This window comes from Paenibacillus lemnae (genome assembly GCF_012933385.1).
GTDB classification, from domain to species: domain Bacteria; phylum Bacillota; class Bacilli; order Paenibacillales; family Paenibacillaceae; genus Paenibacillus_AQ; species Paenibacillus_AQ lemnae.
Genome location: NZ_JABBPN010000029.1, coordinates 20,667 through 34,035, shown reverse-complemented (window position 1 = coordinate 34,035; position 13,369 = coordinate 20,667). Strand labels below are relative to the sequence as shown.

Genomic DNA, 13,369 nt, shown 5'->3' with positions numbered 1-13,369 from the left:
GCCGCTCGTTTTTTCTTTATTGTACACAAAAAAACCTACAAGATGACTTTTTTCAAAGTGTCCATCTTGTAGGGTACAGTTTAAAATCAGGGTCACCTTTTGTGTGATAGAGCGAATTACTTCGCGCTGTCGTAACGCTTGCCAACTTCTTCCCAGTTTACAACGTTCCAGAATGCGGAAATGTAATCCGGACGTTTGTTTTGATATTTCAGGTAGTAGGCATGCTCCCATACATCCAGACCCAGGAGAGGCGTTTGGCCTTCCATGATCGGGCTGTCCTGGTTTGGCGTGCTGGTTACAGCCAGTTTGCCGTTGTTCAGCACGAGCCATGCCCAGCCGCTGCCGAAACGAGTTGTTGCTGCTTTAGCGAAATCTTCTTTGAACTTGTCGAAACCGCCAAGCTCACTTTCAATCGCATCAGCCAGAGCACCAGACGGTGCGCCGCCGCCATTAGGTCCGATCACTTCCCAGAAGAGGGAGTGGTTCGCATGGCCGCCGCCATTGTTGCGGACCGCTGTGCGGATATTCTCAGGAACAGCATCGAGGTTAGCGATCAGCTCTTCCAGGCTTTTCTCTTGCAGTTCAGGAGCGTTCTCAAGTGCTGCATTCAAGTTGGTAACGTAGGTGTTATGGTGACGGTCGTGGTGAATCTCCATCGTTTGAGCATCGATGTGAGGTTCTAGCGCGTTGTTTGCATAGGGCAGTGATGGTAATTGAAATGCCATAATGAAAATACCTCCTGTGAAATGGTTTTTTATGAGTAAAAGGGCTGCCCGGAAAGGGAGATCCTTTTAACACACGATAGTAATCATCAAGTAATTGGCTGTACCTCCATATATTAAACCTTTGAGGGGGATTAAATCAACTTTCATGTTCAAAAACCGGGTGATTAAGTAGGATTTTAAGTAGTTTATTGGGTGAGCAGCGCAGGACATTAAGTGGAAGCAGCTGGCGAGGGGTACGTCAAGTTGATGCAGCCGGAGAGCAGGACGTTGTAAGGTGGCTGGAATTGTGCCGATGTGGAAGTCAGTGAGGGGCTGGAGCGGTCTAACGGACATGGAGTCCGTTAGAAATCTAAATTAGTTTGTTTCCGAGCTCGGACTGGGTAATCGACGGATGGGGCTTCATAGACGGATACGACTTCGCACATTCAGCTCCTTTTGTAAACATCCTCTTACATTTACATCCCCCAAACATAAGATATCGACTGTATTTTTACAAAATACTGGAATTATATCCAGCCTTAAAAATGTAAACGTTTTATATGAAGCGCTTACACAAGAAAACCCGTGAATTTGAGAGGAATATGTGGTTTAATGGACAAGAAAGCAGGTTTTTCGCAATTTTTGTAGTCATCATTATTGTTAGGTTTGCATCAACGGAATACTATAATATTGTAAACCGCGTAAACCGTATCATGCTAACGAAAAGGGAGATTTTTGAAATGCATGTTCGTTCCTTTCAGTTGAGTGACTGTAACCGTGTAATTGAGTTATTGCAGATTGCTTTGTCGGATGAATGCTACGAAAATACGATGGAGCCTTTCTCCAGGCAGCTTGCCTGGGATTCCGACCTCATTATGGTCGCAGAGGAAGACGGTGAAATCGTCGGTGCCCTGATCGGTACAATTGAACGCAATCACGGGTGCTACTACCGGATCGCCATTCATCCGGATTACCGCAGAAAGGGAATAGGCAAATCGCTTGTTGCGGCGATGGAGCAGCGGTTCCAATCGCGCAAGGTCAGCCGGATTCTCGTTGCGGGAGATGAACATAACGCAGCCGCCATGCCTTTTTACGAAGCTATGGGTTACGGAGCGAATAAAATCCTGACATCATTTCAGAAGCTGAGCATCGTAGGTCAGCCGTAAGGGTCAGAATCGCATTTCTATATGAAGCATATCTTCGGCCGTTGCAAATGGGTCAAAGATATGCTTTTCTATTAATATGCCTGACCTTTAGGAAAACTGCTTTTCAGGCTATTCCGAAGCAAAGAAGGTGTATTATGGGACAAACCGTACCTCCGGATTCTACGGGGAAGAATGAGGCTCCCGAATCCAATAAGTCAGGAAACAGCTTTGGTGCCGAGCTGTGGGATTGGTTCAAGACGATCGCCATTGCGTTCTGTATTATGATGCTGCTCAATGTCTTTGTATTTAATCTGTCTATGGTCAAGGGAGAGTCGATGGAGCCGACACTGACGGCTTCCGAGCGCCTGTTTATCAATAAAATCGGATACCGTTTTTCCGATCCGCAGCGCGGTGATGTTATCGTGCTGAAGGATCCGAGTGACGGTCCGGACAAGAAAGAATTTCTGGTGAAGCGTGTCGTAGGCGTACCCGGCGATACCGTGGAAGTCAAGGGACATATCCTTTACGTTAATGGTGAAGCGCAAGAGGAAAAGTATACGGATGTTCCGATTGAGGATCCCGATATGGAGCCAGTGACGCTTGAGAAGAATCACTACTTCGTCATGGGAGACAACCGCCACTTCCAAAAGAGTAAAGACAGCCGCAGATTCGGCAGTGTGAACAAGTCCGATATTGTCGGCAAAGCCGAGTTTATTTTCTGGCCGTTGTCTGAGATCAAAGGGCTGTAACACTGTAACAATCTCATAACCAGAAGGGGGCGTGGAGATGAATGCTGTTCATGGAGCGTATGCTCCGCCGCCTTCATTTTGGGAGGCGTTAAAGGAAGAGATCAAGCAGGCTGCGCCGGATATGGGCATTGATGACATCGGATTCGCATCAGCGGATCCGTTTGTGTCCCTGAAGGCCATTTTGCAGCGTCATAGGGATCAGGGATATGAATCGGGTTTTGAAGAACCGGATCTGGAGAAACGGATTACTCCGGCGCTTCCGGGTACCCAGCCTTCATCCATCATTGCCATTGCCGTAGCCTATCCTGCGAAAATGAGCAATCCTCCCAAGTCGGGGCCCGGCAAGTACCGCGGGATCATGGCCCGATCTGCCTGGGGGCGTGACTACCACCATGTCCTTCGGGAGGCGATGGTCCGGTTGGAGGCATTTATTCGGAAGCGTGTGCCGGAGGCCGTGCTGGAAAGCATGGTAGATACCGGCGCCCTCGTGGATCGTGCTGTCGCGGAACGGGCGGGCATCGGTTTCAGTGCCAAGAACTGCGCCATCATTTCTCCGAAGTTCGGCTCATGGATCTACCTCGGTGAGATGGTGACGAATATTCCGTTCCCGCCAGATTCACCTGTGACGGAAGACTGTGGAGAGTGTACGAAATGTATTGATGCCTGTCCTACAGGAGCGCTGGTTGGCCCAGGACAGTTGAACGCACAGCGCTGTGTGTCGTTTCTTACCCAGACTAAAGGTTTTCTGGAAGATGAAGTTATGCGCAAGATCGGCAACCGTCTGTATGGCTGTGATACCTGTCAGATTGTGTGTCCGAAGAACAAGGGCCTGAACTGGACTCACCATGAGGAGCTTCAGCCTGATCCTGAGAAAGCCAAACCGCTGCTCCTTCCGATCCTGGATATGAGCAACCGTGAATTCAAGGAAACCTTTGGCGATACCTCGGCTGCCTGGAGAGGAAGAAAACCGATCCAGCGCAATGCTGTGATCGCCTTGGGCAATTTTAAAGATGCATCAGCGGTACCAAAACTGAGCGAGGTGCTGCTGAAAGATCCGCGTCCAGAGCTGCGGGGAACCGCGGCATGGGCGCTGGGCCGTATTGGAGGCGAAGAAGCGTTGAACAACTTAGATAAAGGTATGAAATCGGAACAGGACGAGCAGGTCCGAAGCATGCTGCAGCAAGCCTTACATCAATTGAAGCCGGAAGATGCCGGCACAGATACAGAGCCGGTATCTTCCAAACCTGAAGCAGAACAGTCTGCTGTTAACGAGCCAATGGGTGTGCCTGCCGTACCCGTGGATACGCTGTATTATGATGAGGTTCATACCCCTATCGGCACACTGACCGTGGTCATGTCCCCGCAGGGTGTATGTCTGATTGAATTTGGCACATTCACAGTCAAGGAGGCGGTTCTTCAGCAGTGGTCCCGGACATGGGCCGGCGGTGCAGGTTACGAGCGTGATGAAGAGCGGCTGTCGGATGTTACATCCCAGCTGACACGCTACTTTAATGGAGAACTCAAGGAGTTTTCCGTTCCTCTCGATATGCGGGGTACCCCGTTCCAGCTTCAGGTGTGGTCTGTGCTTCAGGATATCCCTTATGGCGTCATACGTTCCTATAAGGATGTGGCGAATGCCATTGAGCGCCCTATGGCTGTACGTGCGGTAGGCGGTGCTAACAACAAAAATCCGGTGCCGATTATCGTACCATGCCACCGGGTCTTAGGAGCGAACGGGATGCTGGTCGGTTACGGCGGCGGTATTGAGACCAAACGTGCTCTTCTGAAATTGGAAGACTCGCTTCCGGAGCGAAAAGGTCTGTAGTATACGGCGTTTTTGCCTAAGCTTGCAGAGAAGCGAACACCGTTTTTTATTTGCTGTCCTGAAAGGGACATGCTATGATAGGTTCGTATATCTGCCTCTATATGGTAAATATTAGTTGAACAAAAGGTGGTCAAGACATGGACATTGTTATTCCGATCATTACGTTGATCGTGGGTCTGGTTGGCGGTTTTTTCATCGGTGTGTTTTATCTCCGCAAGCAGCTTGAGAAGATGCAGAGCAATCCCGATATGCTGCAGAAAATGGCTAAACAGATGGGGTACAATCTGAACGGCAAGCAAATGCAGCGGGCTCAGCAGATGATGAAGAACCAGCCGGCACCAGGTAAAGGTCAAGCGCGCAAGCGTAAATAATGTAATAACAAATATATAAAATGATTGAATTGGATGATGGAAGGGGGCATATACCGTGGCGGGCGTAAAAGATTATGTGAACAATAAAGTCGTGGAGCAGCGTGAGAAGATTGAATATCATGTGGAGCAAATCCTGAAACTGATCGGTGAAGATACCGAGAGGGAAGGGCTGCTGGAGACACCTGCCCGTGTGACACGGATGTATGAAGAGATTTTTGCCGGGTATGAAGTAGATCCCCGTGATGTGCTGGGTGTCACCTTTGACGAGCAGCATGAAGAGCTGGTCATTGTGAAGGATATCGTGTACTACAGCCAGTGCGAACATCATATGGCACCATTCTTCGGTAAAGTCCATATTGGCTATGTGCCGAGCGGCAAGATCGCCGGACTGAGCAAGCTGGCTCGTCTGGTTGAAGCCGTGACCCGCCGCCTGCAGGTGCAGGAGCGCATCACCTCGCAGATTGCAGATATTATGGTGGAAGTGCTGAAACCGCAGGGCGTGATGGTCGTCGTTGAGGGTGAGCATCTGTGCATGTGTGCCCGCGGTGTGAAGAAGCCGGGCAGCAAGACGATTACATCCGCGGTTCGAGGTACATTCCAAGGCGATGCTGCACAGCGCGCCGAGTTTATGTCACTGATTAAAGACTAGATCAACGAATACTATAAAAGGGTGTCCTGAGGTCATAAACCTCATGGGCGTCCTTTTTTGGCATGTGTCAGTAAGGCTGCCAGCGCAGCTTCATGGCCGCATCATAACGTGTCTGCACTTCTGGCCAGTTGATCACATTCCACCAGTCCTGGACATAGGCTTTTCGGTTATTCTGATGCTTCAGATAATAGGAATGCTCCCAAACATCGATAGCCAGCAGAGGAACCACATCCCATTGAGACAGATTCTGATGCTTTTCGGCCTGCAAAATTTCCAGACGCTGGCTCCGCGGACTCCAGACCAGAATAGCCCACCCGTTTCCTTCCACCTTATCGGCGGCCTCACTGAACTGTGACTTAAACCGCTCAAAGCTGCCAAAATCTTTGTTGATTTGTTCTGCAAGTGAACCCTGTGGTTTCCCTCCGCCGTTCGGGCTCATGATAGACCAGAACAGCGTATGGAGATAATGGCCGGCACCGTGAAATGCAAGCTCGCGCTCCCAATGTTTGATCAGATCAAACTTTCCCGTTTTACGTGCCTCTTCCAGCTTGGTTTCTGCTTTATTAAGGCCATCCACATAGCTTTGATGATGCTTGTCATGATGGATTTTCATCGTCTTCTCATCGATATAGGGCTCCAGTGCATTGTAGGCATATGGAAGTGGGGGAAGCCGGTGACCTCCGATCGGCACAGGATTCAGCTCAGGCGGAGCAGACACTCCCTGCACGACCGCTTCCTGTTCCAGCTGCTGGAAAGGATGTACGGCACCGGTAAAGGGTAACGGGGTTCCCGAACCCGAGTGGTTCATCAGCTGCTGTAATGCTCCAGGTTCGCTCAATTCTTTTAAGACGTCCAGGAAATATTCTGATTCCCGAATGATATGCTCCAGAACGGTAGGGGCAAGGGGAACCTTTTTGACGGCAGGGCTGTTCTTCTCCAGCATACGCAGCTGACGGACAAACTCCCTGGATTGATCCATGGATATCCTGACCAAGAGTTCAATCTGATTCAAAGTGGAAGGGGAGAGTGCCTCTGAGGAAGTCATCGTCTGCTGAAGCAGCAGTTCAGCGGCCTTCTCGGTCTCGGTAAATACGGCTGCCCAATCGTTCAACAGCTTGACATACGTTTCTTCCAATCTGGGGACGATAGCTTGGATGACCTCGGTATGCTCAGCTTCCTGATGCTTCCAGAATACAATCTCTTCCAGAATCCGGGCTGGAAGATGATGTCCGTATATGTACAGCATGTCTTGGGGTTCCTCCTGTCTTATGACTATAGAGAACTATATTCTTGGCCCAGCCTGTATTATGAAATAAAAAAGCATCCGCCAGATCCATGGGATCAGAAGCAGATGCCTTATGATGAATGTCTATATAGAATGATTATAAAATTTACATGTTTATCATACCTCATTCAATATAGCTTACATTTTCCTCATTACTCCGGCGGGTCAAGCTTGCCCAGGAAGGTGGACACCCGGCGCAAATATTCACGCGGATGTTCGCGGAAAATCAGTTCATGCCTGGCATCTTCTACAATCCAGGAAGAAGAGTCTGGATGCGTCTGATTGGATGCGATCTTTTCGGCTATCTGATAAGGTGCTTTATCATCACGGGTGCCGTGGATAAACAGTGTCGGGAACGGATAATCGTAACTTTTTACTTCCTGATAAGGAATCTGGTCAAGGCTGGTGCCGTTCAATACCGGGAACAGCAGTTCCAGAATCTCCAAAGACGGACGCCGAGGAAGATCAATCTGATTTTTAATATTATGGTACAGTGTATCCGGCTCCAGCAGGAAGGCGCTGTCAAGAATCATAGCATCTACCTCATCGGTCTCCAAACCGGCCTGTAGTGCAGTGCCGCCTCCCATAGAGAAGCCCCAGACGACGATTTGCTTGGCACCGTTCTGTTTGGCGAGCTGGATCGCCCCCTGCAGCTGCAGTTTCTCCTCCTTGCCGCCTGTGGCGACATCCTTGCTGGTTTGAGAGGCGAAGCCATAATCGAACATGAGCACATTAAAATCCAGGTTATGTGCATAGTGTGCCAGGTCATACATCGGCACCCAGGTTTCCTCCCGATTGGCGCCGTAACCATGACTGAGAATAATGGTCCGGACTGAATCTTCGGCAGGAATATACCAGCCGCTGATGTTCTTTCTGCCGTCGAGAGACGGGAAGATCACATTCTCATATTCCATGTCCTTCGCCAGCTTTGGATTGGAGTATAGAGGCGCCACCGTCGGATTAGACAGCACCCACGCGATGTAGGCATGAAGGGCTATAAAACAGAAGATTAGAAAAAAAACAACTGATAGAATCAATGCCAGTACAATATGCTTGAAACGGATCATCCGTGCTGACAGCGCAGTCCCGGATGTATCAGAAGCTGTGTTATGTGATTGGGATAGTGGGGCATTACTACCAGTAGCCATACTCATGTGTGGCCCCTCCTTACCATGAAATCTTACATGAAGACGAAAAATACAAAATATAATATATCGTATGCCGGGACCACTGCAAAGTCAATGCATATTAGAAGATTGTCATGTAAATTAAATATGGAAATACATTTACATACCTAGTGATTTTTCATATAATTCTTGTAACCAGGTTTCACGTGATGAAACATCGAGAGGAGAAGAACGGTATGGAAGACCGCAAATTAACCGTTCGCGCCGTAGAGCGGGCGCTTGATATATTGATGTGTTTTACAAAGGGCAGCGAGCTGGCCCTCACGGAAATTGCCTCTCAAATCGGTCTGCATAAAAGCACGGTACACCGCCTGATGACGACGCTGGAGGACCGCGGATTTGTCGTCCGGGACAGCCGCTCAGACAAGTACAGGCTGGGCTTGAAAATATGGGAGCTGTCCACGCATCTTTCTCATAGTGATGACCCTGCCGTATTGCTGCTGCCAGCGATGGAGTCACTGCGGGACCGGTTGGGCGAAACCGTCAGCTTGTACCTCCGGGATGGCGGAGAGCGTATCCGCATCCAGGCCGTTCAGAGCAACCAGGCGATCCGAAGAGTCGCTCAGGTCGGTGCACGTCTGCCTTTATACGTAGGAGCATCCAGCAAGGTGCTGGTGGCATTTGCAGCGGAAAGTGATCAGGAAGAGATCCTAAACGCAGCAGATTGGCCGGATACGGTCGACAAAGATACATACCGTGCACAGCTGGCAGATATTATGGAACAAGGATATGCCATCAGCATTGAGGAACGGGAACCGGGAGCGGTAGCCGTATCTGTGCCTGTAATGGATCATAATGGACGTATAGCAGCCGCCTTGTCTGTCTCAGGACCGGTCAGCCGGCTGTCAGCGGAAACGCTGCGTGACTTTGCTCCTGTGCTGAAAGAGTCTGCCAGAGATATGGGGCTCATGATTTCTTCATAATGAAAACGGTGAAGGGCACCTTTAAACAGCAAAACGGGACCATCCTCAGATCTAGGATCTGTTGGGATCGTCCCGTTTTTTACTATCTTTGCAGCTTCGTCGCGGACTTATCTTTCATCTTTTGCGCAAGTATGTCTTGAAACGATACGGGTTTCTCGGCAGTTTCTTCTTTTCTGCTATGGGTGATGGGCTGAGGCCGTGGTTGCTGATGAAAAAACGGCGTCATACTATGTATGGTCAGCATGTGACAAACCTCCTAAATGATTCGGATTTCTAAGAAAGCCGAAGTACGTAGAAATGATTTGTAACATTTTAACCCTAATCTGTGGGGATCGAAACGCTTTCAGGCCAAAAGAGGATGAAAGTCACAAGTAAAACAAAAATCCCCAAGTTCTCCGATGAGAACTTGGGGATTTTTGACTAAAACCGTAAACATGCCTTACTGACTAGTTCTGGTTATTTGCGATCATTTGACGCAGGACCGTTTGGAGGATACCGCCATTATGGTAGTAGTCCACATCGACCATGCTGTCCAGACGAGCGATCGCAGGGAACTCAAAGCGGGTTCCGTCTTCACGCAGCGCTACAACTGTCAGTTCCTGACCTGGCTTCACATCGTTGCTCAAGCCGAGAATGTCAAACGTTTCGCGACCGTTCAGACCGAGACTTTCCCAGCCTTGGCCTTCCTGGAACTGCAGCGGGAGAACACCCATGCCGACCAGGTTGGAACGGTGGATCCGTTCAAAGCTTTCTGCCAGCACAGCTTTTACGCCGAGCAGGTAAGTACCTTTAGCTGCCCAGTCACGGGAGCTGCCTGTACCGTATTCTTTACCGGCGATGACAACCAGATTCTGGCCGCCTGCCTGATAGTTCATCGAAGCATCATAGATGGACATCACTTCATCTGTCGGCAGATAAGTAGTAACGCCGCCTTCCGTGCCAGGAGCTACCTGGTTGCGGATCCGGATGTTTGCGAACGTACCGCGCATCATGACTTCGTGATTACCACGGCGGGAACCGTACGAGTTGAAGTCTTTGCGTTCTACGCCGTGTTCCTTCAGGTACAGGCCGGCAGGACTGTTCACAGCAATGTTACCAGCCGGAGAGATGTGATCCGTTGTGACGGAATCACCCAGCAGGGCAAGAACACGCGACTCGCGAATGTCCTGGATATCGTTCAGGCCGTTTCCAAGGCTTTCGAAGAATGGCGGGTTTTGAATATAAGTGGATTGATTATCCCACTCATAAAGCTCGCCTTTTGGTACAGGAATCTGGTTCCAGCGCTCGTTCGCTGTAAATACGTGCTCGTACTTGCCGCGGAAAGCTTCTGCACTGAGAGATACACCCATCGCTTCACGGATTTCAGCGCTTGTTGGCCAGATATCTTTCAGATATACAGGCTCATTGTTTGGATCGTAACCAATTGGATCATTCTGCAGATCAATGTTTACAGTACCTGCAAGTGCATAAGCCACGACCAGCGGAGGAGATGCCAGGTAGTTAGCCTTCACCTGGGCATGGACCCGTCCTTCAAAGTTACGGTTACCGGAGAGCACAGCCGCAACGGTCATGTCGTTCTCGGCAATCGCATCGCTTACTTCGTCAGGAAGCGGACCGGAGTTACCGATGCATGTCGCACAGCCATAACCCGCCAGGTAGAAGCCAAGGGATTCCAGGTAATGCATGAGTCCGGCTTTTTCCAGGTAGTCGGTAACGACAAGGGAGCCTGGAGTCAAGCTGCTTTTCACGAAGCCCGGTTTTTTCAGACCGCGCTCTACCGCTTTTTTCGCCAGGAGTCCGGCACCCAGCATAACGCTCGGGTTGGAAGTGTTGGTACAGCTTGTAATCGCTGCGATGACAACAGCACCAGTTCCCATTTCACTGGTAGTTCCGTCTTTATGGTGAACGGTTACTTTCTGCTCGATCTTCTCGTCGCTCAGACCGTAACCGCCTTTATCGATCGGAGTGCGGATAATGTCATTGAAGTTTTCTTTCATGTGAGTCAGTTCAATACGGTCTTGCGGACGCTTCGGTCCAGCAAGGCTCGGTACAACAGAAGCAAGATCCAGCTCGATGACATCCGTGAATTCCGGATCTGGTGTCTCTGCCGTGCGGAACATGTTCTGTGCTTTATAGTATGACTCTACCAGCTCTACCTGCTCGTCAGAACGGCCGGTGCCGCGCAGATAAGTCAGTGTTTCATCATCGACCGGGAAGAAGCCGATCGTAGCGCCGTATTCCGGAGCCATGTTGGCTACTGTTGCACGGTCTGCCAGACTGATGTTAGCCAGGCCTGGGCCGTAGAATTCAACGAATTTGCCGACAACGCCTTTTTTACGCAAAATTTGAGTTACAGTCAGAGCCAAGTCCGTTGCGGTCGCTCCTTCTGAGAGACTGCCCGTCAGCTTGAAGCCGATAACTTCAGGTGTTACGAAGTACAGAGGCTGTCCCAGCATGCCTGCTTCAGCTTCGATACCGCCGACACCCCAGCCTACAACGCCAAGACCGTTGATCATGGTGGTGTGAGAGTCTGTACCTACAAGGGAATCAGGGAAGACGAGCGTTTCGCCGTCAACAGTTTTGGTCGCTGCTACAGAGGCCAGGTACTCCAGGTTAACTTGGTGAACGATACCGGTTCCCGGTGGAACGGCACGGAAGTTATCGAAGGCAGTTTGTGCCCAGCGCAGGAAGCGGTAGCGCTCCTCATTACGCTCGAATTCGACGTTCATGTTGTACTCCAGAGCCTCGTCGGTACCAAAGGCGTCAACCATCACAGAGTGGTCGATAACGAGGTCGACTGGAACCAGTGGGTTGATCTGCTTCGGATCACCGCCGGATTTCTTGACGGTGTCACGCATAGCCGCAAGGTCTACGACCACCGGTACGCCGGTGAAATCCTGCAGGACGATACGCGCAGGAATGAAAGGAATCTCCTTGTTAGCATCCCGGTTTTCAGTCCATTGGGTAAGCTGTTTAACATGATCCTCGGTGATGGCTCTGCCATCAAACTGGCGGACAGCCGCTTCGAGCAGTACACGGATCGAGAAAGGGAGCTTCGATACGCTGCCGAGGCCCTGTTCTTCCAGAGCCTGCAGGCTGAAATAACGATAGTTTTTACCTCCGACTTCTAATGAACGGGAGACGGAGAATTGGTCCTTCACTGACATAGGTGAACCTCCTTGAGTTAAGTCGATCAATGGTGATCGCAGGGTGCGATCATAGGTTAATCGCTGTAAACAATCCAGGTTGATTGTTTCATCAGGTGAAACGCAATTTCAAAATAATGGCTACTTTAATTATAACGTTTACAAGGTCCAGCGTAAAGCACTTTTTATGCCTTTTTACAGCATGAATGACCGGTTTCTCTCCCTCAAAATCCCTCTGTTCATAGTAAACGTGTTCCCTTCATATAATCGATATATGAATAGGATGAGGATCAGGTATGGAAATAGATGAATTCTGTGGAAAGGGGCGATTAGGTGTGTCTATAACCAGAGAAGTGCAGCAGTCGTGGAAGAGTGCGCTGTATACGTACGTTGACCAATACAATCAGAATCGGGTAGATTACGCATCCGGATTGAAAGAACAGGTCGTCACGGATCTGAAATATCTTATGGAACGGGGGGAACGTCACATCCGGCTTCAGGCCTGGTATGCCGAGCGGGAGGTAACGCCTCGCAAGAGCGAGACCAAGGCGAAGCTGTCCCGGGTGCTTAAAGAGACGGAGGATCAAGTGATTGCGGACTTGCGGCTGCACAGCATGTTTTACTATGAAAAAAGAGGCATGATCCACCGTGAGGACATCATTCAGAGGGAACGGCTGACCCTGCTACGGGATGGAGACGCATGGCTGATCGTGGACGTGGAATCGCTGGAGGATGAACGGCAGCCGGAACACGGACCGGAGGGTGAGACATTCCCTGATGATGTCACAGGACCGGGAACGATAAGCTCGGCTCCCCTCATTAATCACCGGGGTGTCTACTCCTCCGGCACCCGGTCCAGAGCAGGGGTCTACCACCGGGAAGCGGCCGCTGCCTATGCGGATCAGTGGTGGGATTCCGGTAATCCGGAGTTTGCCCAATTCGATGTGGATTGCACTAATTATATCTCCCAGTGCCTCTTTGCAGGCAAAGCCCCGATCCACTATACTGGTAAAAGAGAAACGGGCTGGTGGTATAAAGGTTATGTAAGCGGCCGCGAGTGGTGGAGCTACAGCTGGGCAGTGTCGAACAGCTTTGCCCGATATTTGGCATTGAGCGGATCCGGCCTGCGGGGTGAACTCGTGGAACGCCCGGAGCAGCTGATGCTCGGTGATGTCATTGTGTACGACTGGGATGGTGACGGTTCGTTTCAGCACAGCACGATCGTTACCGCATTTGATGCCGGCGGCATGCCGCTGGTGAATGCACATACGGTCAGCAGCCGGCACCGCTATTGGGATTATCGCGATTCCTATGCCTGGAGCGAGAACACAGTGTACCGCTTTTACCATATTCCCGATGATTTATAAAAGGGATAGACAGCATGA

At 50.3% G+C, this 13,369-nt stretch carries 12 protein-coding genes; 7 read left to right on the top strand and 5 right to left on the bottom strand.

The features are described from left to right. Nucleotides 1-116 precede the first annotated feature (116 nt). Entirely contained in the window at nt 117-725 is a 609-nt protein-coding gene (locus HII30_RS20280) for a superoxide dismutase (protein WP_169506864.1), read from the bottom strand. Between the two features lie 719 nt (nt 726-1,444). Between HII30_RS20280 and HII30_RS20275 the strand changes: the two genes are divergently transcribed. The 5 genes from HII30_RS20275 to folE all read left to right on the top strand — a co-directional run bounded on the left by HII30_RS20275 (nt 1,445) and on the right by folE (nt 5,443). Continuing rightward, the gene (locus HII30_RS20275) at nt 1,445-1,870 is read left to right on the top strand and encodes a GNAT family N-acetyltransferase (RefSeq protein ID WP_169506863.1); all 426 of its coding nucleotides are present in this window, start codon (nt 1,445-1,447) and stop codon (nt 1,868-1,870) included. A 134-nt stretch (nt 1,871-2,004) separates the two neighbouring features. Then, a complete protein-coding gene (lepB, locus tag HII30_RS20270) occupies nt 2,005-2,598 on the top strand; it encodes a signal peptidase I (RefSeq protein WP_169506862.1) in 594 nt (197 codons plus the stop codon). A gap of 37 nt (nt 2,599-2,635) precedes the next feature. Continuing rightward, on the top strand, nt 2,636-4,423 hold the full coding sequence (queG, locus tag HII30_RS20265; protein ID WP_169506861.1) for a tRNA epoxyqueuosine(34) reductase QueG: 1,788 nt from the start codon (nt 2,636-2,638) through the stop codon (nt 4,421-4,423). Between the two features lie 137 nt (nt 4,424-4,560). Further along, nucleotides 4,561-4,794 carry a YneF family protein gene (locus HII30_RS20260; protein WP_169506860.1) on the top strand — a complete coding sequence of 78 codons (234 nt, stop codon included), beginning with the start codon at nt 4,561-4,563 and terminating at the stop codon, nt 4,792-4,794. Nucleotides 4,795-4,849: 55 nt separating this feature from the next. Then, nucleotides 4,850-5,443: a GTP cyclohydrolase I FolE gene (gene folE / locus HII30_RS20255; RefSeq protein WP_169506859.1), complete on the top strand. Its 594-nt coding sequence runs from the start codon at nt 4,850-4,852 to the stop codon at nt 5,441-5,443. 67 nt (nt 5,444-5,510) lie between these two features. On the opposite strand, the gene HII30_RS20250 is transcribed toward folE, so the two are convergent. Together HII30_RS20250 and HII30_RS20245 are read right to left on the bottom strand one after the other, a co-directional pair. Then, nucleotides 5,511-6,689 (bottom strand): Fe-Mn family superoxide dismutase, encoded by a 1,179-nt coding sequence (locus HII30_RS20250; protein ID WP_169506858.1) that lies wholly within the window; start codon nt 6,687-6,689, stop codon nt 5,511-5,513. Nucleotides 6,690-6,880: 191 nt separating this feature from the next. Further along, the gene (locus HII30_RS20245) at nt 6,881-7,882 is read right to left on the bottom strand and encodes an alpha/beta hydrolase (RefSeq protein ID WP_169506857.1); all 1,002 of its coding nucleotides are present in this window, start codon (nt 7,880-7,882) and stop codon (nt 6,881-6,883) included. 209 nt (nt 7,883-8,091) lie between these two features. On the opposite strand from HII30_RS20245, the gene HII30_RS20240 reads away from it, so the two are divergent. Then, nucleotides 8,092-8,838, top strand: a complete 747-nt coding sequence (locus tag HII30_RS20240; protein ID WP_169506856.1) for an IclR family transcriptional regulator — start codon at nt 8,092-8,094, stop codon at nt 8,836-8,838. 82 nt (nt 8,839-8,920) lie between these two features. Here the strand turns inward: HII30_RS20240 and HII30_RS20235 are convergent, their stop codons facing one another. After that, nucleotides 8,921-9,082 carry a hypothetical protein gene (locus HII30_RS20235; RefSeq protein WP_169506855.1) on the bottom strand — a complete coding sequence of 54 codons (162 nt, stop codon included), beginning with the start codon at nt 9,080-9,082 and terminating at the stop codon, nt 8,921-8,923. 202 nt (nt 9,083-9,284) lie between these two features. After that, entirely contained in the window at nt 9,285-12,005 is a 2,721-nt protein-coding gene (acnA, locus tag HII30_RS20230; RefSeq protein ID WP_169506854.1) for an aconitate hydratase AcnA, read from the bottom strand. 314 nt (nt 12,006-12,319) lie between these two features. Here acnA and HII30_RS20225 point away from each other — a divergent pair, with 314 nt between their 5' ends. Beyond that, complete coding sequence (locus HII30_RS20225) at nt 12,320-13,351, top strand: amidase domain-containing protein (protein WP_169506853.1); 1,032 nt, start codon at nt 12,320-12,322, stop codon at nt 13,349-13,351. The last annotated feature ends 18 nt before the right edge of the window (nt 13,352-13,369 follow it).